Source organism: Burkholderia sp. MSMB1078WGS, from assembly GCF_001528895.1.
GTDB lineage: Bacteria > Pseudomonadota > Gammaproteobacteria > Burkholderiales > Burkholderiaceae > Burkholderia.
The window spans coordinates 1-23,775 of record NZ_LPDI01000050.1 but is presented as its reverse complement, the minus strand read 5'-3'; the positions used below and the strand labels follow the sequence as shown (position 1 = coordinate 23,775).

General features: G+C 68.0%; 23 protein-coding genes. 6 read left to right on the top strand and 17 right to left on the bottom strand.

The window, feature by feature from the left end; translation table 11 throughout:
* Nucleotides 1-61 precede the first annotated feature (61 nt).
* The 5 genes from WT24_RS15000 to WT24_RS14980 all read right to left on the bottom strand — a co-directional run bounded on the left by WT24_RS15000 (nt 62) and on the right by WT24_RS14980 (nt 6,519).
* A complete protein-coding gene (locus WT24_RS15000; RefSeq protein WP_059505778.1) occupies nt 62-907 on the bottom strand; it encodes an alpha/beta fold hydrolase in 846 nt (281 codons plus the stop codon).
* Nucleotides 908-1,091: 184 nt separating this feature from the next.
* Nucleotides 1,092-3,602, bottom strand: a complete 2,511-nt coding sequence (locus tag WT24_RS14995; protein ID WP_060034460.1) for a DNA internalization-related competence protein ComEC/Rec2 — start codon at nt 3,600-3,602, stop codon at nt 1,092-1,094.
* Between the two features lie 57 nt (nt 3,603-3,659).
* On the bottom strand, nt 3,660-4,448 hold the full coding sequence (locus WT24_RS14990) for a TatD family hydrolase (protein WP_059505774.1): 789 nt from the start codon (nt 4,446-4,448) through the stop codon (nt 3,660-3,662).
* Between the two features lie 66 nt (nt 4,449-4,514).
* A complete protein-coding gene (gene lolD / locus WT24_RS14985) occupies nt 4,515-5,273 on the bottom strand; it encodes a lipoprotein-releasing ABC transporter ATP-binding protein LolD (protein WP_077175848.1) in 759 nt (252 codons plus the stop codon).
* On the bottom strand, nt 5,266-6,519 hold the full coding sequence (locus WT24_RS14980) for a lipoprotein-releasing ABC transporter permease subunit (protein ID WP_059505772.1): 1,254 nt from the start codon (nt 6,517-6,519) through the stop codon (nt 5,266-5,268). Before WT24_RS14980 ends, lolD begins: the two co-directional genes overlap by 8 nt.
* Before the next feature lie 150 nt (nt 6,520-6,669).
* Here WT24_RS14980 and WT24_RS14975 point away from each other — a divergent pair, with 150 nt between their 5' ends.
* From WT24_RS14975 to WT24_RS14960, 5 genes are all read left to right on the top strand, one after another.
* Nucleotides 6,670-7,746, top strand: a complete 1,077-nt coding sequence (locus tag WT24_RS14975; protein WP_059790492.1) for a hypothetical protein — start codon at nt 6,670-6,672, stop codon at nt 7,744-7,746.
* A gap of 14 nt (nt 7,747-7,760) precedes the next feature.
* Nucleotides 7,761-9,458 (top strand): single-stranded-DNA-specific exonuclease RecJ, encoded by a 1,698-nt coding sequence (gene recJ / locus WT24_RS14970; protein WP_059505768.1) that lies wholly within the window; start codon nt 7,761-7,763, stop codon nt 9,456-9,458.
* Nucleotides 9,459-9,611: 153 nt separating this feature from the next.
* Nucleotides 9,612-10,716, top strand: a protein-coding gene (gene prfB / locus WT24_RS32825; RefSeq protein ID WP_108041952.1) for a peptide chain release factor 2 whose coding sequence is annotated in 2 segments (ribosomal slippage) — nt 9,612-9,692 and nt 9,694-10,716 — 1,104 coding nt in all. Because the reading frame shifts where the segments join, the coding sequence is not laid out codon by codon here.
* A 73-nt stretch (nt 10,717-10,789) separates the two neighbouring features.
* Complete coding sequence (lysS, locus tag WT24_RS14965) at nt 10,790-12,316, top strand: lysine--tRNA ligase (protein ID WP_059790490.1); 1,527 nt, start codon at nt 10,790-10,792, stop codon at nt 12,314-12,316.
* Nucleotides 12,317-12,661: 345 nt separating this feature from the next.
* On the top strand, nt 12,662-13,390 hold the full coding sequence (locus WT24_RS14960) for a glycine zipper 2TM domain-containing protein (protein WP_060034456.1): 729 nt from the start codon (nt 12,662-12,664) through the stop codon (nt 13,388-13,390).
* 153 nt (nt 13,391-13,543) lie between these two features.
* Here WT24_RS14960 and iscX read toward each other — a convergent pair whose 3' ends face one another.
* The 12 genes from iscX to WT24_RS14900 all read right to left on the bottom strand — a co-directional run bounded on the left by iscX (nt 13,544) and on the right by WT24_RS14900 (nt 22,668).
* Nucleotides 13,544-13,753 (bottom strand): Fe-S cluster assembly protein IscX, encoded by a 210-nt coding sequence (gene iscX / locus WT24_RS14955; protein WP_059505763.1) that lies wholly within the window; start codon nt 13,751-13,753, stop codon nt 13,544-13,546.
* A 19-nt stretch (nt 13,754-13,772) separates the two neighbouring features.
* Nucleotides 13,773-14,114 carry an ISC system 2Fe-2S type ferredoxin gene (gene fdx, locus WT24_RS14950; protein WP_059506086.1) on the bottom strand — a complete coding sequence of 114 codons (342 nt, stop codon included), beginning with the start codon at nt 14,112-14,114 and terminating at the stop codon, nt 13,773-13,775.
* An 88-nt stretch (nt 14,115-14,202) separates the two neighbouring features.
* Nucleotides 14,203-16,071, bottom strand: a complete 1,869-nt coding sequence (gene hscA, locus WT24_RS14945) for a Fe-S protein assembly chaperone HscA (protein ID WP_060034453.1) — start codon at nt 16,069-16,071, stop codon at nt 14,203-14,205.
* 54 nt (nt 16,072-16,125) lie between these two features.
* Nucleotides 16,126-16,653: a Fe-S protein assembly co-chaperone HscB gene (hscB, locus tag WT24_RS14940; protein WP_059506084.1), complete on the bottom strand. Its 528-nt coding sequence runs from the start codon at nt 16,651-16,653 to the stop codon at nt 16,126-16,128.
* 96 nt (nt 16,654-16,749) lie between these two features.
* Nucleotides 16,750-17,073 (bottom strand): iron-sulfur cluster assembly protein IscA, encoded by a 324-nt coding sequence (gene iscA / locus WT24_RS14935; protein ID WP_011885413.1) that lies wholly within the window; start codon nt 17,071-17,073, stop codon nt 16,750-16,752.
* Nucleotides 17,074-17,140: 67 nt separating this feature from the next.
* On the bottom strand, nt 17,141-17,548 hold the full coding sequence (gene iscU / locus WT24_RS14930) for a Fe-S cluster assembly scaffold IscU (protein ID WP_006478389.1): 408 nt from the start codon (nt 17,546-17,548) through the stop codon (nt 17,141-17,143).
* Nucleotides 17,549-17,615: 67 nt separating this feature from the next.
* Nucleotides 17,616-18,839 carry an IscS subfamily cysteine desulfurase gene (locus WT24_RS14925; protein ID WP_059505759.1) on the bottom strand — a complete coding sequence of 408 codons (1,224 nt, stop codon included), beginning with the start codon at nt 18,837-18,839 and terminating at the stop codon, nt 17,616-17,618.
* Nucleotides 18,840-18,903: 64 nt separating this feature from the next.
* Nucleotides 18,904-19,443, bottom strand: coding sequence for a Fe-S cluster assembly transcriptional regulator IscR (gene iscR, locus WT24_RS14920; RefSeq protein ID WP_009691731.1), 540 nt, complete (start codon nt 19,441-19,443; stop codon nt 18,904-18,906).
* Between the two features lie 114 nt (nt 19,444-19,557).
* On the bottom strand, nt 19,558-20,040 hold the full coding sequence (locus WT24_RS14915; protein ID WP_059505757.1) for a low molecular weight protein-tyrosine-phosphatase: 483 nt from the start codon (nt 20,038-20,040) through the stop codon (nt 19,558-19,560).
* A 101-nt stretch (nt 20,041-20,141) separates the two neighbouring features.
* Nucleotides 20,142-20,369 (bottom strand): hypothetical protein, encoded by a 228-nt coding sequence (locus WT24_RS14910; RefSeq protein ID WP_034207755.1) that lies wholly within the window; start codon nt 20,367-20,369, stop codon nt 20,142-20,144.
* Nucleotides 20,370-20,497: 128 nt separating this feature from the next.
* Nucleotides 20,498-21,910 carry a lactate utilization protein B gene (locus WT24_RS14905; RefSeq protein WP_060034450.1) on the bottom strand — a complete coding sequence of 471 codons (1,413 nt, stop codon included), beginning with the start codon at nt 21,908-21,910 and terminating at the stop codon, nt 20,498-20,500.
* 35 nt (nt 21,911-21,945) lie between these two features.
* Nucleotides 21,946-22,668 carry a (Fe-S)-binding protein gene (locus tag WT24_RS14900; RefSeq protein ID WP_060034448.1) on the bottom strand — a complete coding sequence of 241 codons (723 nt, stop codon included), beginning with the start codon at nt 22,666-22,668 and terminating at the stop codon, nt 21,946-21,948.
* A 182-nt stretch (nt 22,669-22,850) separates the two neighbouring features.
* On the opposite strand from WT24_RS14900, the gene WT24_RS14895 reads away from it, so the two are divergent.
* On the top strand, nt 22,851-23,660 hold the full coding sequence (locus tag WT24_RS14895) for an IclR family transcriptional regulator (RefSeq protein ID WP_059505752.1): 810 nt from the start codon (nt 22,851-22,853) through the stop codon (nt 23,658-23,660).
* The last annotated feature ends 115 nt before the right edge of the window (nt 23,661-23,775 follow it).

The following is a 23,775-nucleotide window of genomic DNA, read 5'->3' as shown; positions in this document are numbered from 1 at the left end:
CGGCCGGCCGGTCGGCGCCGCGCGCATGCGCCGGCGGGCGTTCCTGTCGCCGGACGAAGCGTCAGGCGCGCCTCGCGATCGGCGCACCGGCCAGCGAAGCGCTGCCCTCTTCCGCCTTCAGCGAATTCAGCATCCGCTGCAATGCGCGGGCGGTCTCGATCGGCCGCTCCATCGGGAACAGGTGGCTCCCTTCGATCCATTCGATGCGCCCGCGCGTCGCACGGCGCGTCGCGTCGAGCCCGACCTGCCGCACCTCGCGCGAGCGCGTGCCGGCGAGAAAGCCGAGCGGCACCGGCGCGCCGTGCGCGAGCCGCGGGCCGAGCGTGTGCGGCAGCGTCCGGTAGATCAGGTATTCGACCTGCCGGTCGAACGCCAGCGCGCGCTCGCCGTCGGCGCCGGCCTGCGGGATCCCGTGGTCGATATAGTCGGCGAGCATCCGTTCGTCCCAGCGCGCGAACGCGGGCTTCTCGCGAAAGTGCCGCCAGACTTCGTCGCGGCTCATCCAGCGCGTGCGCCGGTTGCGCGTGGCCGCGGCCGGCGACAGCCGCTCGTCGAGCCCCGCCCACTGGCTCGCGCGCAGCGCGCCGGCACGCCAGCCCGCGATGATCGGCGAATCGATCATCACGACGCCGCGCACCCACTGCGGCTTCTTCAGCGCGGCCATCAACGACAGGTAGCCGCCGAGCGAATGGCCGACGAGCCAGACCGGGCGCTCGTAGCGGCTGCCGATGTCGTCGAGCAGTTGCTCGACGAGATGCGGCCAGTCGCGCGTCACCGGGTAGCGGCGGTCGTGACCGATCCGTTCGATGTAGCGCAGCTCGTAGTCGTCGGCCAGTTCGGCGAAGATCGTCCGGTATGTCGACGCCGGGAAGCCGTTCGCATGCGAGAAGTGGAGGATGTCCTTCAAATGCCGATGTCTCCTTTGTCGACGGGAGCGGGGGCTTCGGCACGTGCTCCCGTCATGCTTCGCGGCCGACGGAAGTGGGCGCTTCAGCTCTTGCGCCGATCCCTGCTTCGTATTCTGTCGGAACCGTGCTTCGGCACGCTACGCCAGCCCCGAGCTTCCGTCCCGATGCCGGCCTTCGCCGCGCTTACCGGTCCATCCAGTACCGGCGCCGTTCGTCGCGATAGCGCGCGAATGCAAACCCGGCGCCCGCCGGCGCGACGTCGAACCGCACGGCGCCGTCGCGATCGGTGCGCGGCAGCGGAATCCCGCGCGCCTCGTAGCGGGCAAGCACGGTCCGGTGCGGATGCCCGAAACGATTGCGATAGCCTACAGGAAATACCGCGACGCGCGGCCCGACCGAATCGAGGAAAGGCTCGACCGACGACGTGCGGCTGCCGTGGTGCGGAACGACCAGGATCTGCGCGGCCAGCGCGTCGCGCGCATCGGCCACCAGCCGGCGCTCGGCGGCGGCCTCGATGTCGCCCGTCAGCAGTGCCGACGTGCCGCCCGCATCGATGCGCAACACACACGATTGGCCGTTCGACGAACCCGTGCCCACCCCGCCCGGCGGCCACAGCACCGTGAAGACGACGCCGTCCCAGGTCCACCGCTGCCCGGCCGCGCACGGCAGCCGATCGGCCACGCCCGCCGCCTGCGCATCGCGCCACAGCCGGTGCCGCGGCGCAATGCCGGCCAGCAGTTGGCGCACGTCGGTGGCCGCATAAACGGCCGCTGCGCCGCCCGCATGATCGGCATCCGCATGACTGAGCACGAGCGAATCGATCGTCGCGATGCCGCGCGCCCGCAACGCCGGCGCGACGATCCGCGTACCGGCGTGGGACGACTCCGCACCCGGCCCCGCATCGAACAGCAAGGTCCGCCGCGCGGTTTCGACCAGTACCGCCGCGCCCTGCCCGACGTCGAGCACGGTCAGCCGGAAGCCGCCCGCCGGCGGCGCATCCGGCGCCGGCGCGACGAGCGGCAGCCACGTCAGCGGCGCCGCCCAGCGCAGCGGCCAGCCGCGCGGCATCAGTGCCCACGCGACACCCATGCATGCCAGCACCAGCACCGGCCAGTCGGGCATGCGCAGCCAGAACACGCCGGCCGGCCAATCGGCCAGGTGCCCGAGCAGCGTCATCATCGGCGCGAGCGCCGCGTGCGCTAGCCGAAAAGCAACCGCATCGAGCGGCGGCGGCAACGCGATGCCGGCCAGCACGACCGGCGTCACGACCGAGTTGACCCACGGAATCGCGAACGCATTGCCGAACGGCCCCGACAGCGAAACCTGCGCGAACCATGCGGCGGTGAGCGGCGCGAGCCCGATCGTCACCGCGTACTGCACGCGCGTCGCCTCGGCGAAGCGCCGCCCGCAACGCATAGCCCACGCACGCAACCGGCTCCGCAAGCCGGCCGTGCCGCTTTCCGCGCCCGCTTCGTCGATCTCGTCGATCTCATCAGCCTCGCGCACCGCGCGCCAGCCGGCGACGGCCAGCAGGATCACCGCGACCGCACCGAACGACAGCCAGAACCCGGCCGACAGCACGGCCCACGGGTCGGCGAGCAGCACGCCGCCGAGCGCCACGCACAGCACCGCCGACGTCGGCACGCTGCGGCCAGCCAGATACGCGATGCCGCCGGCCGCGATCATCCACCACGCGCGCTGCGCCGGTACGTTGAAGCCGGCGAGCGCCGCATAGCCCGCCGCATAGCCCGCCGCAGCGACCAGCGCGGCAAGCGCGGCCGCGTACGGCGCCGGCAGCACGAGCGTCGTGGCCCGTCCGCGCCAGCGCACGCGGCGCCAGACCATCGAAACGAGCCAGCCGGCGAGCGCACCGACCAGCCCGACATGGAGACCTGAAATCGCGACCAGATGGCTCGTGCCCGTGTTGCGCAGCACGCGCCAATCGTCGTCGCCGATACCCGACTGGTCGCCGATCGCCAGCGCGGCGACGATGCCGCGATGCGCCGCATCGGCGCCGAGCCCCTCGCCGATGCGTGCCCGCAGCATGTCGCGCACACGATCGATCGATGCGCGCCATCCCGATGCGCGCCCATCGAGCAATACCGCCCGACGCGGCGCGCTGACATAGCCGATCGCACGAATGCCCGCGGCGAGCCACGCCGCCTCGCTGTCGCGCACGCCGGGATTGGCCTCGGCATGCGGACGCTTGAGGCGTACGACGAAACGCCAGCGCTGGGCCGCACGCAAATCGGGCAGCGCATCGCGTGTCGCGGATGCGCCATACGCGCGCCACGACAATCGGATCAACGGCGGGAAACGGGTGAGCCCCGCATCATTCGATTCGACCGCGAACAGCAGCCGCGCACCTGTCTCGTCGACGACGGGCAGCCCGCGGATCACGCCCGTGACGACGATGTCGCGCCCTTCCCACTCGACAGGCAGACTGTCGCGCAGCCGCCATTCGGCTCGCGCGGCCGCATAGCCGAATCCCACGACGCAAGCCGCGACCGCGCACAACATCCATCCGCATACGACGACCGCACGCGTGCGCCGGCGACGCACGCACCACGCGCCCAGCGCCGCGCAGCCCGCGAGCACCGCTGCTCCGATCGTCCAAGCGATCGCCCCCGGCAACGCCGCCTGCCGCTGCAGCACGACGACGCCGAGCGCGAACGCGATCCACCACACGCGCATTCCGCCTCCTCGTCGACCCGGCGCCGCCCCTGCCCATGCGGCGCCTTCCGGCAACGATTATGCGGACGAAAGTGCGAGTCGCGGCAGCGCGGCGAGCGCGTTAGCCGAAGTGCATAGGGACAATTCGCCGGCATCGAGCCCGCGCAGTTCGGCCAGCACACCGCCGATGCGCGGCACCTGGTCGGGCGTATTGCGGGATTTGTATGCCCATTCGGGCGCGATGTCGGGCGCATCGGTCTCGACGACGAGCGCGTCGAGCGGCAATTCGGCGGCGAGCCGGCGGATCTGCCGCGCGCGCGTGAAGGTCACGTTGCCGCCGAAGCCGAGATGCAGCCCCTGCGCAAGATACGCGTCGGCCTGCTGGAAGCTGCCGTTGAACGCATGCGCGATGCCGCGCCGTACGCCGAAACGGCGCAGCCCGGCCAGCACGCGGTCCTGCGACTTGCGCACGTGGCACAGCACCGGCAGATCGAATTCCCGCGCCAGCCTGAGCTGGCCCTGGTAGAAGAGCTGCTGCCGGTCTTCGTCGAGGCCCGGCACGAAATAGTCGAGCCCGATCTCGCCGATCGCGACGAAACGCGGATCGTCGAGGCTCGCCTCGATCTCCATGCGCAGCCGGTCGAGATCCGCGTCGCGCGCTTGCGGCGTATACATCGGATGGATGCCGAGCGCGTACACCGCGCCCGGCGTGCGATGCGCGAGTTCGCGCACCGTCGTGAAGTTGTCGCGCCCGATGCTCGGGATCACGACGCGCGACACGCCGGCCGCGCGCGCAGCCTGCGCGACCGCGTCGCGGTCGGCGTCGAACTCGGCGGCATCGAGATGGCAGTGCGTGTCGATCCACATGGCAGCGGTCCTGCGCCGTTGCGCCGTGCCGGACGAGCCGGCGGCCGGCCAAAGGCGCGTGGCTTCTTACACCGGCAGCGCCGGCTCCTCGTGCAGCACCCCGTCGCGCAACCGCATGATGCGGTCGCAGCGCGCGGCGAGATCGGGATCGTGCGTGACGATCACGAAACTCGTTTCGAGCGTCTCGGACAGCTCGAGCATCAGGTTGAACACCGTGTCGGCCGTCGTGCCGTCGAGGTTGCCGGTCGGCTCGTCGGCGAGCACGCACGCCGGCTTCGTGACCAGCGCGCGCGCGATCGCGACACGCTGCCGTTCGCCGCCCGACAGCTCGCCCGGCCGGTGCTTCGCACGCGGGCCGAGACCGACGCGTTCGAGCATCGCCTGTGCCTGCGCGCGCGCGTCCTCGGTCGTCATCCGGCGGATGCGCAGCGGCATCGCGACGTTGTCGAGCGCCGTGAACTCGGGCAGCAGGTGATGGAACTGGTAGACGAAGCCCAGCGCGCGGTTGCGCAGCTCGTTGCGCTCGCGCTCGGCGAGTTGCGTAAACGGCTTGCCGAGCAGCGACACCTCGCCGGCGCTCGGCTCGTCGAGCCCGCCCAGCACGTGCAGCAGCGTGCTCTTGCCGGAGCCCGACGCGCCGACGACCGCGAGCTTCTCGCCGCGCCGCACCGTCAGCTCGGTGTTGTTGAGCACCTGCACGTTGAAGCCGCCCTGCACGAACGCCTTCGTGATCCCGCGCGCCTGAAGCACGTATTCCTGCATACCTGCCGAATCCTGTCTGTTGTGTTGTCGTGAATCCGCGAATGCGGTCGCGCGGTCATTCATAGCGGAGCGCCTCCGCGGGTTTCACCTTCGCGCCGCGCCAGCTCGGATAGAGCGTGGCGACGGCCGACAGCGCGAACGCGATCAACCCGATCCGGATCACGTCGCTCGCGACGAGCTCGGACGGCAGTTCGCTGATGAAGTACACCGACGGCGGCAGGAACTGCACGCCGAACAGGTGCTCGATCATCGGGATCAGCCACGGGATGCTCCATGCGATCAGGCAGCCGAGCGCGACGCCGGACGCGGTGCCGACGAAGCCGATCGTCACGCCCTGCACGACGAAGATCTTCATGATCGACCCCGGCTGCGCGCCGAGCGTGCGCAGGATCGCGATGTCGGCCTGCTTGTTGGTCACCGTCATCACGAGCGACGACACGAGGTTGAACGCGGCCACCGCGATGATCAGCGTGAGGATGATGAACATCATCCGCTTCTCGATCTGCACGGCCGAGAACCACGTCTTGTTCTGCTGGGTCCAGTCGCGGATGTACAGGCTGCCCGACAGCGTCCGCGACAGCTCGAGCGCGACCTGCGGCGCCTTCTGCATGTCGGTGAGCCGCAACCGCACGCCGGTCGGCGCGCTCATCCGAAACAACGCCTCGGCGTCGCGAATGTTGATCATCGCGAGCGTGCTGTCGTATTCGTAGTGGCCCGATTCGAACACGCCGACGACCGTGAACTGCTTCAGGCGCGGCATCATGCCGGCCGGCGTGATCGAGCCTTCGGGCGCGACGAGCGTGATCTTGTCGCCGACCGTCACGCCGAGGTTGCCGGCGAGCGCGTCGCCGAGCACGATGCCGAACTGGCCGGGCACGAGCGCGCCGAGCTGGCCGGCCTTCATGTCCTTGCCGATGTCGGACACCTGCGGTTCGAGCGCCGGCTCGATGCCGCGCAGCATCACGCCGCTCACCGAGTCCTGGCGCGTGAGCAGCGCCTGGGCGTCGACGTACGGCGCCGCGCCGATCACCGACGGATTGCGGCGCGCTTCCTGCGCGGTCAGTTGCCAGTCGGGCATCGAACCCGTCGGCGAGAACACCTCGACGTGCGCGAGCACCGACAGCATGCGGTCGCGCACTTCCTTCTGGAAGCCGTTCATCACCGACAGCACGACGATCAGCGCCGCGACGCCGAGCGCGATCCCGAGCATCGAGACGAGCGCGATGAAGGAAATGAAGCCGTTGCCGGTCGTGCGTTTGCCGGCGCGCGTGTAGCGCCAGCCGATTTGCCATTCGTACGGAAGTTTCAAGCGAATCCTTTCTGCTGGTTACGGCGGGGATGGCGGCCCGCGGCCGGACCGCCATCGGGCGGCGGTCGCCCGGGCGCGATCGAAAAAAAACGGTCGCCGGACGCGAACGGGCCGTCAGCCGGCCCGATCACGCGCGCAGTTTGCCATACAATGCGCACCATCATGCACGACCGACGCCTCCATTTTCTCGTTCCGTTCGCGCTGCCGTCGGCGGCCGATGCGGCCTCGTCCCTGCACACACTGGACAGTCCCGCGCTCAGGAAGTTGCTCGCCCGCGCGAGCCTCGTCGAGCGCGTGGCCGGCGAGGACTTCCAGCGCACGCTGCCGCACGAACGCTGGCTGGCAAGCCGGTTCGGCGCCACGCAGGGCAACGCCGCGGACGAGGCGCCGCTCGCGCCCTACATGCTGCTGGCCGACGGCGGCGATCCCGGCACGCACGCATGGGCGTGCGTCGAGCCCGTGCACGTCGAAATCGCGCACGATCACCTGGTGCTCGTCGATCCGGCCGCCCTCGCGCTCGACGACGGCGACGCAGCCGCGCTGCTCGCGGTTGCGCGGCCGCTGATCGAGGAGTTGGGCGTGCGGCTCGAAGCGCCGAACCCGGCGCGCTGGTATCTGTCGAGCGACCAGCTCGCGCGCCTCGCCGGCGCCGCGCCGCTGCGCGCCAGCGGCCGCAACATCGAGATCTGGTTGCCGCACGAGGCACATACGGGCGAGCGCTCGCGGATGTGGATGAAACTGCAGAATGAAGTGCAGATGGCGTGGTTCCAGCATCCGGTGAACGAAGCCCGCGAGGCCCGTGGGTTGCCGGCCGTCAATTCGATCTGGTTCCATGCACAGGGCACGCTGAAGCCGGTCGGCAAGCCGTTCTCGCGCGTGCTGTCCGCGTCGCCCGCCGCACTCGGCCTCGCACGCGCCGCGCAAATCGAAGCCGGCCGCCCGCCCGCGACGTTCGGCGCGCTGCCGGCCGCCGATGGCGCGACGCTCGTCGAGCTGCCGGCGCTGACCGCCCCGTTCATCGAGCAGGACTGGGCGCGCTGGCACGACGGACTCGCCACGCTCGAACGCGACTGGTTCGCGCCGGCGCTCGCCGCGCTGCAGAACGGCGAGTTGGCGGCCGTCGATTTCACGCTGTGCGGCGACACGAGCTCCGTGACGCTGCACGCGACGCGCGGCGACCTGCGCAAGTTCTGGCGCCGCCGCGCGCTCGCCTCCCTGTTCGAATAACAACGCCAACCCGTATGACCCGGATCGTTACCCGCCCCGTCGCGCCCGCCGACGCCGAAGCGCTCGCGCGCCACGGCCTGCACCCCGTCCTCGCACGCCTGTACGCGTCGCGCGGCGTGCAGTCGCCCGCGGACATCGAGACCGCGCTCGCGCGCCTCGTGCCGCCCACCGAGCTGAAAGGCTGCGCCGATGCGGCGGTGCTGCTCGCCGACGCGATCGCCGACAAGCGGCGCCTGCTGGTCGTCGCCGACTACGACTGCGACGGCGCGACCGCCTGCGCGGTCGCGGTGCGCGGCCTGCGGATGTTCGGCGCGCAGATCGACTACCTGGTGCCGAACCGCTTCGAATACGGCTACGGCCTCACGCCCGAGATCGTCGAGCTCGCGGCCGCACGCAAGCCCGATCTGCTGATCACCGTCGACAACGGGATCGCGAGCGTCGCCGGCGTCGAAGCCGCGAACGCGCGCGGCATCGACGTGCTCGTGACCGACCACCACCTGCCCGGCGACGCGCTGCCCGCCGCGCGCGCGATCGTCAACCCGAACCAGCCGGGCTGCGCGTTCCCGAGCAAGCACCTCGCCGGCGTCGGCGTGATGTTCTACGTGCTGCTCGCGCTGCGCGCCGAACTGCGCCGCCGCGGCGCGTTCGCGAGCAAGGAAGCCGAGCCGCGCCTCGACGGCCTGCTCGACCTCGTCGCGCTCGGCACCGTCGCCGACGTCGTGCGGCTCGACGGCAACAACCGCGTGCTCGTCGCGCAGGGGCTGCAGCGCATCCGCAACGGCCGCATGCAGCCGGGCGTCGCCGCGCTGTTCCGCGCCGCTGCGCGCGACGCGCGCACCGCGTCGGGCTTCGACCTCGGCTTCGGCCTCGGCCCACGCCTGAACGCCGCCGGACGGCTGTCCGACATGTCGCTCGGCATCGAATGCCTGATCACCGACGACATCGGCCGCGCGTGGGATCTCGCGCAGCAGCTCGACGCGATGAACCGCGAGCGCCGCGAAATCGAGGCCGGCATGCAGCAGCAGGCGCTCGCCGATCTCGCCGACGTCGATCCGGCCGACGCATGCACGATCACGCTGTTCAATCCCGAGTGGCACCAGGGCGTGATCGGCATCGTCGCCGGCCGGCTCAAGGAAAAATTCCACCGCCCGTCGTTCACGTTCGCGCACGCCGACGACGAAGGCAAGCGGGTCAAGGGGTCCGGCCGGTCGATCGCGGGCTTCCACTTGCGCGACGCGCTCGACCTCGTCTCGAAACGCGAACCGGACCTGATCGTCGCGTTCGGCGGCCACGCGATGGCGGCCGGCCTCACGCTCGACACCGAAAACGTGCCGCGCTTCGCGGCCGCGTTCGAAGCCGTCGCGCGCGAATGGCTGTCCGACGACGCGCTCGCCCGCGTGATCGAGACCGACGGCGAACTCGAGGACGCGTACTTCACGCCGCAGTTCGTCGGCCTGCTCGACGAGGCCGTCTGGGGGCAAGGGTTTCCGGCCCCGCTTTTCTCGGGCGAATTCGACGTCGTGTCGCAGTCGCTTGTGAAGGAAAAGCACCTGAAGCTGCAGCTTGCGCGCGGTCGCCAGCGCTTCAATGCGATCTGGTTCAACCACACCGAGCCGCTGCCGGCGAGCGCGCTGGTCGCGTACCGGCTCGTCGCCGATACGTGGAACGGCGTCACGCGCGTCCAGTTGATCGTCGAACACGCGGCCGGCTGAGCACGCCACCCGGCCCGCGACGCGCCGCCGCACGCGTGCGCGCCGTGCCGGACGGGGCCGTCGACACGCGTGCAGGCACTGTTTGCGTCACCGGGCAACCCTGCCGATCGGCTATAATTCCGCTTTTTTACGAAGCCGGAACAGCGAACGATCATGGAAGCGGAACGTCTCAACGCGATCGAAAGCTCCCTGCTCGACCTGCGCAATCGCGCGGGCGAGCTTCGGGGGTATCTTTGACTACGACGCCAAAGCTGCGCGTCTGACCGAAGTCAACAAGGAACTCGAAGACCCGAACGTCTGGAACGATTCGAAGAACGCCCAGGCGCTCGGCCGCGAGAAGAAGCTGCTCGAAGGCGTCGTCATGACGCTCACCGCGCTCGATAGCGACCTGCGCGACGCGCTCGACCTGTTCGAGCTGGCACGCGAGGAAGGCGACGAGGATACGCTGCTCGCGTCGGAGGAAGACGCCGCGAAGCTCGAAGCGCGCGTCGGCGACATCGAGTTCCGCCGGATGTTCTCGAACCCGGCCGATCCGAACAACTGCTTCATCGACATCCAGGCCGGCGCGGGCGGCACCGAGGCATGCGACTGGGCGTCGATGCTGCTGCGCCAGTACCTGCGCTACTGCGAACGCAAGGGCTTCAAGGCCGAAGTCCTCGAAGAATCCGACGGCGACGTCGCCGGCATCAAGAACGCGACGGTCAAGGTCACGGGCGAATACGCATACGGCTTCCTGCGTACCGAAACGGGCATCCACCGCCTCGTGCGCAAGTCGCCGTTCGACTCGTCGGGCGGCCGCCACACGTCGTTCTCGTCGGTATTCGTCTATCCGGAAATCGACGACTCGATCGAAGTCGAGATCAACCCGGCGGACCTGCGCATCGACACGTACCGCGCCTCGGGCGCGGGCGGCCAGCACATCAACAAGACCGACTCGGCGGTGCGGATCACGCACATGCCGACGGGGATCGTCGTGCAGTGCCAGAACGACCGCTCGCAGCACCGCAACCGCGCCGAAGCGATGGCGATGCTGAAGTCGCGCCTGTACGAAGTCGAAATGCGCAAGCGCCAGGCCGAACAGGACAAGCTCGAATCGAGCAAGACCGATGTGGGCTGGGGCCACCAGATCCGCTCGTACGTGCTCGACCAGAGCCGCGTGAAGGACCTGCGCACGAACGTCGAAATGAGCAACACGCGGGCGGTGCTCGACGGCGACCTCGACGACTTCATCAGCGCGAGCCTGAAACAGGGCGTGTAAGCGCCGCGGCGCGGCCTGCCCGCGCCGCCCTTTCCGTTCGCGTTGCCGCACCCCACTCCGAATTCCGACCATCATGACCGAATCGACCCAAACGCAGCCCGCCGTCACGGCGGACGACAACCAGATCATCGCCGAGCGCCGCGAGAAGCTGCGCGCGTTGCGCGAGCAAGGCGTCGCCTATCCGAACGACTTCCGGCCCGAGCACCACGCAGCCGACCTGCAGGCCAAATTCGCCGATTCGGACAAGGCCGCGCTCGAAGCGAACCCGGTCGAGGTGTCGGTGGCCGGCCGCATGATGCTCAAGCGCGTGATGGGCAAGGCGAGCTTCGCGACGGTGCAGGACGGGTCGGGCCAGATCCAGTTCTTCGTGACGCCGAACGACGTCGGCGCCGACACCTACGACGCGTTCAAGAAGTGGGACCTCGGCGACATCGTCGCCGCGCGCGGCGTGCTGTTCCGCACCAACAAGGGCGAGCTGTCGGTCCAGTGCAAGGAGCTGCGCCTGCTGGCGAAGGCGCTGCGGCCGCTGCCGGACAAGTTCCACGGCCTGTCCGACCAGGAAATGCGCTACCGCCAGCGCTACGTCGACCTGATCGTCACGCCGGAAACGCGCGACACGTTCCGCGCCCGCACGAAGACGATCGCGTCGATCCGCAAGTTCATGGACAACGCCGACTTCATGGAAGTCGAGACGCCGATGCTGCACCCGATCCCGGGCGGCGCGGCCGCGAAGCCGTTCGTCACGCATCACAATGCGCTCGACATGCAGATGTTCCTGCGCATCGCGCCGGAGCTGTACCTGAAGCGCCTGATCGTCGGCGGTTTCGAGCGCGTGTTCGAGATCAACCGCAATTTCCGGAATGAAGGCGTGTCGCCGCGTCACAACCCGGAATTCACGATGATGGAGTTCTACGCCGCGTACACCGACTACCGCTGGCTGATGGACTTCACCGAGCAACTGATCCGCCAGGCGGCGATCGATGCGCTCGGCACCGCGACGATCCAGTACCAGGGCCGCGAGCTCGACCTCGCGAAGCCGTTCCATCGCCTGACGATCACTCAGGCAATCCAGAAGTACGCACCGAACTACACCGACGGCCAGCTGTCGGACGACGCGTTCCTGCGTACCGAACTGAAGCGCCTGGGCGTCGACGTGTCGCAGCCGGCGTTCCTGAACGCAGGCATCGGCGCGTTGCAGCTCGCGCTGTTCGAGGAAACGGCCGAGGCGCAGCTGTGGGAACCGACGTTCATCATCGACTACCCGGTCGAGGTGTCGCCGCTCGCGCGCGCATCGGATACGGTGCCGGGCATCACCGAGCGTTTCGAGCTGTTCATGACCGGCCGCGAGATCGCGAACGGCTTCTCGGAGTTGAACGACCCGGAAGACCAGGCCGCGCGCTTCAAGAAGCAGGTCGAGCAAAAGGATGCGGGCGACGAGGAAGCGATGTTCTTCGACGCCGACTACATCCGCGCGCTCGAATACGGGATGCCTCCGACGGGCGGCTGCGGGATCGGCATCGACCGTCTCGTGATGCTGCTGACCGACAGCCCGACGATTCGCGACGTGCTGCTGTTCCCGCACCTGCGCCGCGAAGACTGACGCCGTGCCCCCGTATGCGCCGCGCTACGCGGTGCATACGGATCGGCTTTGTAACCGCGCGTAAATCCTGCCTGCCGGCGTTCGCCGGCTTTCGCTCCTCCCCCGTTTTATTCCCTCGTCGCGCCGGCCTTCTCCGGGTTTTCCCGATGGCGCCCGCCGCGCCCGTGCTGCAATTCGTTACACCTTGATACGGCGCGCCGCTTGGCCGTGGACGACACTCCTGTTGCGTCACCACGCATGACCACGGGACCAGAACGAGGCGCCGGAACGCCAAGTCTGCTCGCTCCCGAGCGTGGGATCCTGCTCCGGCCAGTGTGCCGATCCGGATCGACATTGGAGAACAAAATGGACAACCAGAATCAGACCACGCCGCAAAAGCAACGCCTCCACCCGCTCATCGCCACCGCGGCCGGCGCCGTCATCGTCGCCAGCCTCGCGGCGACCGCAGCGATCACGGGCGTCTTCCCGAAGGCGAGCAGCAGCAATGAACAGAACGGCCAGACCCAGGCCGCGCTGATCGCGTCGCAGCCGGCCGTCGACACGGCCGCGGCCGCCAGCGCCGCACTGGCTGCGCAAGCGCAGCGGCAGGCAGCAGAACAGGCCGCCGCGCAGCAGAAGGCCGCCGTCGCGCAGGCCGAACCGAAGCCGGCGCCGCGCCCCGCTGCACCGCACCGCCGTCACGCGACCGCCCCGCAGCCGCCGCAATACGCGCAGCAGCCGTCGGCGCCCGCGCAAACCTACTGCCAAAGCTGCGGCACGGTCGTCGCGATCACGCAGACGCGCACACCGGGCCAGAGCTCGGGGATCGGCGCCGTGGGCGGCGCGGCGGCGGGCGGCCTGCTCGGCAACCAGTTCGGCCACGGCAACGGCCGCACCGCGATGACGATCATCGGCGCGCTGGGCGGCGGTCTCGCCGGCAACCAGGTCGAGAAGCAGGTCCGCGCGGAAACCGACTATCAGGTGCAAGTACAGATGGAAAGCGGCGCGACGCGCACGTTCACGTACCACAACCCGCCGCCGTTCGGCCAGGGCCAGCGCGTGCGGATCGAGAACGGCACGCTGGTCGGCGTGTAAGTACCTCCCTGATCGCGCCATCGTCGGCGCCCCTGCCCGCGCGTCGTGCGCGGGCAGGCTGCCAAAAACGAAAACGGCTCGCGAGCAAACGCTCACGAGCCGTTTTCCATTCGCGCGGCGTGCACCGTTGCGGCGCATGCCGTGACCGGTCGGTCAGTCTTCGTCGTCGAAATCCGATTCGTCGATCCAGTGTGCCTGGATCGCCTCGAGGATCTTCTCGCCGGAGTGCGCGGGATCGTCGGCGAAGCCGTCGAGTTCGAGCACCCACTGGCGCAGATCGACGAAGTTGATCCGCTGCGGGTCGATGTCCGGATACTTGTCCGCCAGCGCAATGGCTATTTCACGCGAATCGGTCCATTTCATCGCCTGCCTCCGGTTCCTGTCAGTGATTTTCCTTCGCGTGGTTGATCGAGTACTTCGGAATCTCGACCACCAGGTCCGAATCTTCCTTCACGATTGCCTGGCACGACAGGCGCGACGTCGGCTCGAGGCCCCATGCCTTGTCCAGCAGATCGTCCTCGTCCTCCTCGGACGGCGTCAGTTCGTTGAAGCCTTCGCGGATCACCACGTGGCACGTCGTGCATGCGCACGACTTCTCGCATGCATGCTCGATCTCGATTCCGTGATCGAGCAGGTTGTCGCAGATACTCTTGCCGGGCGTCGCGTCGATCACTGCGCCATCCGGGCACAGTTCGACGTGAGGCAGCACCACCAGTTGAGGCATGTCCGTTCCGTCAGTCAGGGTGCGGCGCCATGCGCCGCACGGTTCATCGTCGCGCGGGCCGTTGCCGGCCGATGCGCGGTTCGTGGGTTCAGATCTCGTCGAGCCGGCGGCCCGACAGCGCACGCTTGATGCTCTTGTCCATCCGGCGCGCCGCGAATTCGTCGGTACCGTCGGCCAGCGCCTTGGTCGCCGCTTCGATCGCATTCGTGTCGTCGCCCTGCGCGAGCGCGCGCAACGCCGCGGCCAGCGCATCGACCTGCTCGCGCTCGCCGGCATCGAGCAGTTCGCCGTCGGCCGCCAGCGCGGCCTGCGTCGCCTCGAGCATCCGCTCGGCCTCGACCTGCGCTTCGCGCAGCGCGCGGGCACGCATGTCGATTTCGGCGGTCTTGAAACTGTCTTCCAGCATCTTCGCGATGTCGTCGTCGGCGAGGCCGTACGACGGTTTCACGACGACCGATGCCTCGACGCCGGACAACTGCTCGCGTGCAAACACCGACAGCAGGCCATCCGCGTCGACCTGATAGGTCACGCGAATGCGTGCGGCGCCCGCCGTCATCGGCGGAATGCCGCGCAGCTCGAAGCGCGCGAGCGACCGGCAGTCGGCGACGAGCTCGCGCTCGCCCTGCACGACGTGAATCGCCATCGCGGTCTGGCCGTCCTTGAAGGTCGTGAATTCCTGCGCACGCGCGATCGGAATCGTCGAGTTGCGCGGAATGATCTTCTCGACGAGGCCGCCCATCGTCTCGACACCGAGCGACAGCGGAATCACGTCGAGCAGCAGCCAGTCGTCGCCGGTGCCGCGATTGCCCGCGAGCAGGTCGGCCTGGATCGCCGCGCCGAGCGCGACGACCTGATCCGGATCGAGGTTCACGAGCGGCAGCTGGCCGAAATACTTCGCGACCGCGTCGCGGATCACCGGCATGCGCGTCGCGCCGCCGACGAGCACGACGCCCTTGATGTCGGCCGGCGTGACCTGCGCATCGCGCAGCGCCTTGCGGGTCGGCGCGAGCGTGCGCTGCACGAGCGGCTCGACGAGCGACGCGAACGTGTCGTGCGAAATCGTCTGCACCAGATGCGCACCGCTCGACAGCGTCACGTCGAGCGCTGCCTGCGGCGCGGACGACAGCGCCTCCTTCAGCACCCGCACACGATCGAGCAGCAGGCGCACGTCTTCGGGCGCGAGCGTCTTCGCGTCGATACCGGCCTGCGCGAGCACGTGATCGAACAGCGCATGGTCGAAATCGTCGCCGCCGAGCGCCGAATCGCCGCCCGCTGCCAGCACTTCGAACACGCCCTTCGTCAGCTTCAGGATCGACAGGTCGAACGTGCCGCCGCCGAGGTCGTACACCGCGTAAAGGCCTTCGGCCGCGTTGTCGAGACCATAGGCGATCGCCGCGGCGGTCGGTTCGTTCAGCAGGCGCAGCACGTTGAGGCCCGCGAGACGCGCGGCATCCTTGGTCGCCTGGCGCTGCGCGTCGTCGAAGTACGCGGGCACCGTGATCACCGCGCCGACCAGCTCGTCGCCGAGCGAATCCTCGGCGCGATACCGCAGCGTCGCGAGAATTTCGGCCGATACTTCGACCGGGCTCTTCACGCCGTCGATCGTGCGGATCTGCACCATGCCCGGCGCATCGACGAATTCGTACGGCGCGTTCGCCGCGCCTTCGACTTCGGCCTTGCCGCGGCCCATGAAGCGCTTGACCGACACGATCGTGTTGCGCGGATCGGTCGCGGCCTGCTCCTTCGCTTCGTGGCCGATGCGGCGGCCGCCCTTCTCCAGGTAACGGACCACCGACGGCAGCAGCACGCGGCCCGCTTCGTCCGGCAGTACTTCAGGCACGCTGTTGCGCACGGCGGCGACGAGCGAGTTCGTCGTGCCGAGATCGATCCCGACGGCGAGCCGCCGCTGGTGCGGCGCCGGCGCCATGCCCGGTTCGGAAATTTGCAGTAAAGCCATCTTGGTTCGTTCGGGCGCTCGGCCCGTTTGCTGCGCGTGCCGCCAGGCACGCGGTTAAGTTTCGAGGCGCTCGATCTGCGCGCTCACTTCCGACGCGACCCGTTCGATGAACATCAGCTGACGCACGGCTTCCGCGGCGGCCTGATCGGCCCCGCTGTCGAGCAGCGTGCCGAGGCGCTCGACGCGCACGCGCTTCTCGTCGCGCAACTCGGCGAGCAATGCATCGAGCGCATCGACGTTGCGGGCGGCCGCGGCATCCTCGATGCCCTCGCGCCACTCCATCTGCTGCATCAGGAATGCAGGTTCCATCGCGGTGTTGTTTTCTGCGCCGATGTCGACGCCGCGCAGCGACAGCAGATAGGACGCGCGCTTCAGCGGATCGCGCAGCGTGCGGTACGCCTCGTTCGCGCGGGTGGCCCATTGCATCGCGATGCGCTTTTGCGCGTCGCCGGCCGCCGCGAAGCGGTCCGGGTGCACCTGCGTCTGCACCGTCCGGTAGGCGGCGTCGAGCGCCGTCTCGTCGAGCGCGAATTGCGCCGGCAGGTGAAACAGGTCGAAATGGCTGTCTTTCAGCGAAACCATCGTCGCGTTGAATTCCGGTTCGTCGCGCGGCAAACGCCGCACATTAAAAAGGCGGCCCGTGCCGCCTCTTGCCCGCATCGCGCGGAGGAAGCCGCGTCACACGCGGAACGATTCCCCGCACCCGCACTCGTCCTTCACGTTGGGGTTGTTGAACTTGAACCCTTCGTTCAGGCCTTCGCGGGCGAAGTCGAGCTCGGTGCCGTCGATATAGGCGAGGCTCTTCGGATCGACGACCACCTTCACGCCATGGCTCTCGAACACCTGATCCTCGGGAGCCAGCTCGTCGACATACTCGAGCTTGTACGCGAGCCCCGAGCACCCGGTCGTGCGAACGCCAAGCCGCAGGCCCACGCCCTTGCCGCGACGGACGAGGTATTTCTGGACGTGCTGTGCTGCTTTTTCGGTCAGTGTAATTGCCATGATGTCCTTGCCGCGGCGTGCCGCCGAGGCCCGCCGCGTTTCCTTCCCTAGCCGCTCTCGATGCCGCTCAGGCTGCTGCCTGATCGCTTTCCTTGGTGTCGTGGCGCTTCTTGTAGTCGGCCACGGCTGCCTTGATCGCGTCTTCCGCGAGGATCGAGCAGTGAATCTTCACCGGCGGCAGCGCGAGTTCCTCGGCGATCTGCGTGTTCTTGATCGACAGTGCCTCGTCGAGCGTCTTGCCCTTCACCCATTCGGTGACGAGCGAGCTCGATGCGATCGCCGAACCGCAACCGTAGGTCTTGAACTTCGCGTCTTCGATCACGCCGTCCGCGCCGACGCGGATCTGCAGCTTCATCACGTCGCCGCAAGCCGGCGCGCCGACCATGCCCGTGCCGACCGTGTCGTCGTCCTTCGCGAACGAACCGACGTTGCGCGGGTTTTCGTAGTGATCCAGAACCTTGTTGCTGTAAGACATGACTCAGACTCCTTGACTCGTTACGTCTGCGTGCGTCAATCCGCGCGCGGTTGCATTCAATGCGGTATCAGTGTGCGGCCCATTCGATCGTCGACAGATCGATGCCTTCCTGGTGCATTTCCCAGAGCGGCGACAGTTCGCGCAGCTTCGCGATCTTGCTGTTCAGCAGATCGATCACGAAGTCGACTTCCTGCTCCGTCGTGAAGCGGCCGACCGTGAAGCGGATCGAGCTGTGCGCGAGCTCGTCGTTGCGGCCGAGCGCACGCAGCACGTACGACGGCTCCAGCGACGCCGACGTGCACGCGGAACCCGACGACACCGCGACGTCCTTGATCGCCATGATCAGCGACTCGCCTTCGACGAAGTTGAAGCTGATGTTCAGGTTGTGCGGGACACGGTGATCCATGTCGCCGTTCACGTAGGTTTCCTCGATCTGCGACAGGCCGCGCAGCAGCTTGTCGCGCAGCATGCGGATGCGCTCGTTCTCGGTCGCCATTTCCTCGCGCGCGATGCGGAACGCTTCGCCCATGCCGACGATCTGATGCGTCGGCAGCGTGCCCGAGCGCATGCCGCGCTCGTGACCGCCGCCGTGCATCTGCGCCTCGATGCGCACGCGCGGCTTGCGACGCACGTACAACGCGCCGATGCCCTTCGGGCCGTACGTCTTGTGCGCCGAGAACGACATCAGGTCGACCTTCAGCTTCGCGAGGTCGATCCCGACCTTGCCGGTCGACTGCGCGGCATCGACGTGGAACACGATGCCCTTCTCGCGGCAGATCTCGCCGATCGTCTCGATGTCCTGGATCACGCCGATCTCGTTGTTCACGTGCATCACCGACACGAGGATCGTGTCCGGCCGCAGCGCAGCCTTGAACACGTCGAGGTCGATCAGCCCGTCTTCCTTCACGTCGAGGTAGGTGACTTCGAAACCGTCCCGCTCGAGCTCGCGGCACGTGTCGAGCACGGCCTTGTGCTCGGTCTTCACCGTGACGATGTGCTTGCCCTTGCCCTTGTAGAAGTTCGCGGCGCCCTTGATCGCGAGGTTGTCCGACTCCGTGGCGCCCGACGTCCAGATGATTTCGCGCGGATCGGCGTTCACGAGTGCGGCCACCTGCTCACGCGCTTCCTCGACTGCACGCTCCGCGTCCCAGCCATAGGCATGGCTACGCGACGCCGGGTTGCCGAACTGCTCGCGCAGGTACGGCACCATCTTGTCGACCACGCGCGGATCGACCGGCGTCGTCGCGCTGTAATCCATATAGATGGGCAGGTGGAGAGTCTCTTGGGTCATCTGTCGCTCCGGGTATTCTGTGCAGGGACTATGTGCGTTATGGGGTATGGCGGCGCCTTCGCGCTCACGAACTCGCGATGTTGAACACCGAATTGGGGCCGAGCGGCATCGTACGCACGGGCTCGGCCGGTGCGGCGACGGGCTCCGGCGTGCGACGGTCGCGCAGCACCGCCGGGGCGCCCTCGCGTGCGCGCTGCTGATCGACGAGATCCTGCAGCGACACCGAATCGAGGTATTCGACCATTTTCTGGTTCAGCGTCGACCACAGCTCGTGCGTCATGCAATGGCCGTCGGGCTGCTTCGAGCCGTCGCACGTGCCTTTGCCGCCGCACTGCGTGGCGTCGAGCGGTTCGTCGACCGCGATGATGATGTCGGCAACGGTGACGTCCTGCGCGCGACGCGCGAGGTTGTAGCCGCCGCCCGGGCCGCGCACGGATTCGACGATTTCATGCCTGCGCAGCTTGCCGAACAGCTGTTCGAGATACGAGAGCGAAATCCGCTGGCGCTGGCTGATGCCTGCAAGCGTCACCGGGCCCTGCTCCTGGCGCAGCGCCAAGTCAATCATCGCCGTGACGGCGAAACGGCCTTTGGTGGTGAGTCTCATGGTGTCTAGGGGACTGCAATCTTGACGATTTTGGTCAAGTATAAATATTTGACGTTTTTAGTCAAGTATCCATGCCTTTGAAAGGGTATTCGCAAACCGCTGAATATTGCGCGGTCAGCGCGCCGTACGTGCGCGGAGCGTCTCCAGCAGGCCCGCGCAGGCGCGCTCGACCTGATCGAGCACCTGCTCGAAGCCCTGCGCGCCGCCGAAATACGGATCCGCCACTTCGGTTTCGGTCGCGCCCGGCGCGAACTCCATCAGCAGGCGCACCTTGTCGCGATGCTGCGGCGGGCAACGGCGGCGCAGTTCGGCGAGGTTCGCTTCGTCCATCGCGAGCAGCAGGTCGAACCGCTCGAAATCCGCCGCGCTCACCTGTCGCGCGCGCAGCGCCGACAGATCGTAGCCGCGGCTCCGGGCGGCCGCCTGCGCACGCGAATCGGGCGGCTCGCCCACGTGCCAGTCGCCGGTGCCGGCCGAATCGATCGCAATCCGATCGGCCAGCGCGGCCGCGTCGACCTGGTGACGCATCACGCCCTCCGCAGTGGGCGAACGGCAGATATTGCCGAGACAGACGAAACAGATCGCAACGCGGGTCATCGCACTATCGGAAAGCCGCGGCGGACCGCGTGGGTGAAGAACGCGACATTATACAAAGGGGGCCGAAATCGCGCCGTCGCGCGAAGCGACGGCGCCCTGCCTTACAGCGCCTTCGGCGCAGCGAGCGCAATGTCGCCGGATGCTGCCGGCAGCGGCTGCGCCGCGTCGCCGACCAGCCCGAACGATACCGCGCGCGCCAGCTCGGCGGACGCCTGGTGAACCGCGAGCGGGCCGCGCGACGGCGCGCCGTCCATCGCATGCAGATAGGCAACCGCTGCCAGCGGAACCACGATTGCCAGCGGCCAGTACATCGATATTGTCTTTTTCATGATGCGGACCTCCTTGACCTCGCACCCCGAAACCCGATTCCGGGGACTACAGACGAGATTCTATAGATCGCATCTATCGAGATAAATATGCAAATAGCGAACGCACTGTTGCCGCCCGCTGAACAGTGTCAGCCGAGGTGGCTTTGCGACGCCGCGTACAGCTCGCGGAACGTGCGCCCGGTCGGCGTCGGCATGTCGCGCGTATCCATCCAGCCGCCCATCATCGGCAGGCGTCGCAGCGTGCCTGCATCGCCGCCCAGCCGCTCGAGAATGCGCACCGCGAGCTTCGTCGTCAGCGCATACAGCATCGGCCGCCGTGCGAAGAAGCCCCACGCGGCGAGTGCCGCCCGCTCGCGCCACGGCCGAAGATGGCGCTCGACCTGCTTCTCGCGCAGCGTGCGCAACAGGTGCGACAACGGAATCCCGGCCGGGCATACGCTGTCGCATTCGCCGCACAGCGTCGCCGCCTGCGGCAGGTCGAGCGCGCGGTCGAGCCCGACGTAGCTCGGCGTCAGCACCGATCCCATCGGGCCCGGATAGACCCAGCCGTACGCATGACCGCCGACCTTCTGGTACACCGGGCAATGGTTCATGCATGCGCCGCAGCGGATGCAGCGCAGCATCTCCTGGAATTCGCCGCCGATCAGGCCGGTGCGGCCGCCGTCGACGAGCACCACGTAGTTGTGCTCGGGGCCGTCCTCGTCGCCCGGCGCGCGCGGCCCGGTCAGCAGCGAGAAATAGTTCGACGTCTTCTGCCCTGTCGCGGAACGCGGCAGCAAGCGCATCGCGGTCGCGAGATCCTCGAGCGTCGGCAACACCTTCTCGATGCCCGTCACCGCGACGTGCACGCGCGGCATGACCGTGCACATGCCTTCGTTCCCTTCGTTCGTCACGATCGCGACCGAGCCCGTTTCCGCGATCACGAAGTTGCCGCCGGTCACGCCCATGTCGGCCGACATGAAATGCGGACGCAGCACCTCGCGCGCCTCGCGCGTCATGTCCGGAATCTCGGTGAGTCGCTCGCGCTGATGCGTACGCGCGAACAGATCGGCGATCTCGTCCTTGTCCTTGTGCACGACGGGCGCAATGATGTGGCTGGGCGGCTCGTTGTCGTTGATCTGCAGGATGTATTCGCCAAGGTCCGTCTCGATCGACTGCACGCCCATCTCGGCGAGCACCGCGTTCAGGCGCATTTCCTCGGACACCATCGACTTGGTCTTGATGACCTTCTTCACGGCGTGGCGGCGTGCGATGTCGGCCACGAGCCGGGCGGCGTCCGCGGTCGTTTCGGCGAACAGCACCGTCGTGCCGCGCCGCGTCGCCTCGCGCTCGAACGCCTCGAGCCACACGTCGAGATTTTCCAGCGCACGGTCGCGGCGCGCCTTGAGCGCGGCGCGCGTGGCCGGGAAGTCGATCATGGTCATCGCATCGGCGCGTGCGGACACGAACTTCGTCGACAGCTTCTTCAGGTTCTGCTGCAGGCGCTGGTCGGCCAGCTTCTGGCCGGCGCGCGCCTTGAAATGCATCGATTGGACTTGCATCGCGGTATCGGGGGAAAAGTGAGCGGAGCCGGGCGTCAGACGTCGCCCGCCAGCACCTGCGCGACGTGCAGCACGCGCGTGTCGCGGTCGCCGGTGCGGCGCAACCGCCCTTCGATGTTCAGCATGCAGCCGAGATCGCCGAGCACGACGGCGCCCGCGCCGGACGCGCGCACGTTCGCGCATTTCTCGTCCGCGATGGCCGCCGAGATGTCACCGTACTTGACCGCGAACGTACCGCCGAAGCCGCAGCAATGCTCGCAGTCCTTCATCTCGGTGACGGTCACGCCGCGCTGCGCGAGCAGCGCGCGCGGCTGCGCCTTCACGCCGAGCTCGCGCAGGCCCGAGCACGCGTCGTGATAGGTGACCGGGCCGGCGAATTCGCCCGGAGCGAGCGACACCTTCGCGACGTTCGCGAGGAAATCGGTCAGTTCGTGGACTTTCTGCTGGAACCGCACGTAGCGCCCCATCAGCTCGGGATCGTCGCGGAACAGGTCGCCATAGTGCGCACGGATCATCCCGCCGCACGAACCCGACGGCGCGACGACGTAATCGAACTGCTCGAACTCGCGCAGCGTCTTTTCCGCGAGGTCGCGCGCGAGCGCGCGGTCGCCCGAGTTGTAGGCCGGCTGACCGCAGCAGGTCTGCGTGGGCGGCACGATCACTTCGTAGCCGGCGTCGCGAATCAGCTTGAGCGCCGAAAAACCGATTTCGGGACGCATCAGGTCGACCAGGCAGGTCACGAACAAACCGACTCGCATACGTGCTCCTTCGAGAAAACGGCCCTCATTATCCGACGTTTGGCCGGCAAGACCAACGCCGGCCTGCGCGCAAGCCCGCAGCGCGCGAAGCGAGGACTTCCTCGAACGGCGTTCGCTTTTTTCACGATACGAGATACAATCGATCCAACACCGCTTGACGCGTCAACCGATTCCTCCCCGACATGAGCCAACCCACCCCGGATTCAAAAACGTCGATCCAGGTGATCGAACGCATGATGCGGTTGCTGGACGCGCTCGCCGCGCACAGTGACCCCGTCAGCCTGAAGGAACTCGCGCAGCGCACCGAGCTGCACCCGTCGACCGCGCACCGCATCCTCAACGACATGGTGACTTGCCGCCTCGTCGACCGCTCCGATCCCGGCACCTACCGCCTCGGCATGCGGCTGCTCGAGCTCGGCAATCTCGTGAAGGCGCGCCTGTCGGTGCGCGACGCGGCGCTGATGCCGATGCGCGAGCTGCACCGCCTCACCGGGCAAACCGTGAACCTGTCGGTACGCCAGGGCGACGAGATCGTCTACATCGAGCGCGCGTACTCGGAGCGCTCGGGGATGCAGGTCGTCCGTGCGATCGGCGGCCGCGCACCGCTGCACCTCACGTCGGTCGGCAAGCTGTTCCTCGCGGCCGACGAAACGTCACGCGTGCGTGCCTATGCGACGCGCACGGGGCTGTCCGGCCATACCCAGAACAGCATCACCGATATCGCGAAGCTCGAGCGCGAACTGACTCTCGTCCGCCAGCAATCGTGCGCACGCGACAACGAGGAGCTCGAACTCGGCGTGCGCTGTATCGCGGCCGGCATCTACGACGATTCGGGCAAGCTCGTCGCGGGCCTGTCGCTGTCGGCACCGGCCGACCGCCTGCAGGATGCGTGGCTCGGCCAGTTGAGCCGGACGGCGCTCACCATCTCGGAATCGCTCGGCTACCGGCCGGCGCCCGCGAAGGACATGGACGCGCTGCAGCGGCAGGCGTAAGCGGCGCCATCGACCCGCTTCCGACTCCGGTTTCACCGGATCGGGATAGGGGCGGTCAGAGAGTCTGACCGATCCCCTCCCACACCACCCGGCATGCGGGTCCGCACCGGGCGGT

Coding starts and splice junctions, on each gene's coding strand:
- WT24_RS14995 (WP_060034460.1), bottom strand. CDS start 3,602: ATGCGCGTGTGGTGGATCGCGTTCGCGCTCGGCGTCGTCGTGCTGCAG.
- WT24_RS14990 (WP_059505774.1), bottom strand. CDS start 4,448: ATGTGGATCGACACGCACTGCCATCTCGATGCCGCCGAGTTCGACGCC.
- lolD (WP_077175848.1), bottom strand. CDS start 5,273: ATGAATGACCGCGCGACCGCATTCGCGGATTCACGACAACACAACAGA.
- WT24_RS14975 (WP_059790492.1), top strand. CDS start 6,670: ATGCGCACCATCATGCACGACCGACGCCTCCATTTTCTCGTTCCGTTC.
- recJ (WP_059505768.1), top strand. CDS start 7,761: ATGACCCGGATCGTTACCCGCCCCGTCGCGCCCGCCGACGCCGAAGCG.
- lysS (WP_059790490.1), top strand. CDS start 10,790: ATGACCGAATCGACCCAAACGCAGCCCGCCGTCACGGCGGACGACAAC.
- WT24_RS14960 (WP_060034456.1), top strand. CDS start 12,662: ATGGACAACCAGAATCAGACCACGCCGCAAAAGCAACGCCTCCACCCG.
- iscX (WP_059505763.1), bottom strand. CDS start 13,753: ATGAAATGGACCGATTCGCGTGAAATAGCCATTGCGCTGGCGGACAAG.
- fdx (WP_059506086.1), bottom strand. CDS start 14,114: ATGCCTCAACTGGTGGTGCTGCCTCACGTCGAACTGTGCCCGGATGGC.
- hscA (WP_060034453.1), bottom strand. CDS start 16,071: ATGGCTTTACTGCAAATTTCCGAACCGGGCATGGCGCCGGCGCCGCAC.
- hscB (WP_059506084.1), bottom strand. CDS start 16,653: ATGGTTTCGCTGAAAGACAGCCATTTCGACCTGTTTCACCTGCCGGCG.
- iscA (WP_011885413.1), bottom strand. CDS start 17,073: ATGGCAATTACACTGACCGAAAAAGCAGCACAGCACGTCCAGAAATAC.
- iscU (WP_006478389.1), bottom strand. CDS start 17,548: ATGTCTTACAGCAACAAGGTTCTGGATCACTACGAAAACCCGCGCAAC.
- WT24_RS14925 (WP_059505759.1), bottom strand. CDS start 18,839: ATGACCCAAGAGACTCTCCACCTGCCCATCTATATGGATTACAGCGCG.
- iscR (WP_009691731.1), bottom strand. CDS start 19,443: ATGAGACTCACCACCAAAGGCCGTTTCGCCGTCACGGCGATGATTGAC.
- WT24_RS14915 (WP_059505757.1), bottom strand. CDS start 20,040: ATGACCCGCGTTGCGATCTGTTTCGTCTGTCTCGGCAATATCTGCCGT.
- WT24_RS14910 (WP_034207755.1), bottom strand. CDS start 20,369: ATGAAAAAGACAATATCGATGTACTGGCCGCTGGCAATCGTGGTTCCG.
- WT24_RS14905 (WP_060034450.1), bottom strand. CDS start 21,910: ATGCAAGTCCAATCGATGCATTTCAAGGCGCGCGCCGGCCAGAAGCTG.
- WT24_RS14900 (WP_060034448.1), bottom strand. CDS start 22,668: ATGCGAGTCGGTTTGTTCGTGACCTGCCTGGTCGACCTGATGCGTCCC.
- WT24_RS14895 (WP_059505752.1), top strand. CDS start 22,851: ATGAGCCAACCCACCCCGGATTCAAAAACGTCGATCCAGGTGATCGAA.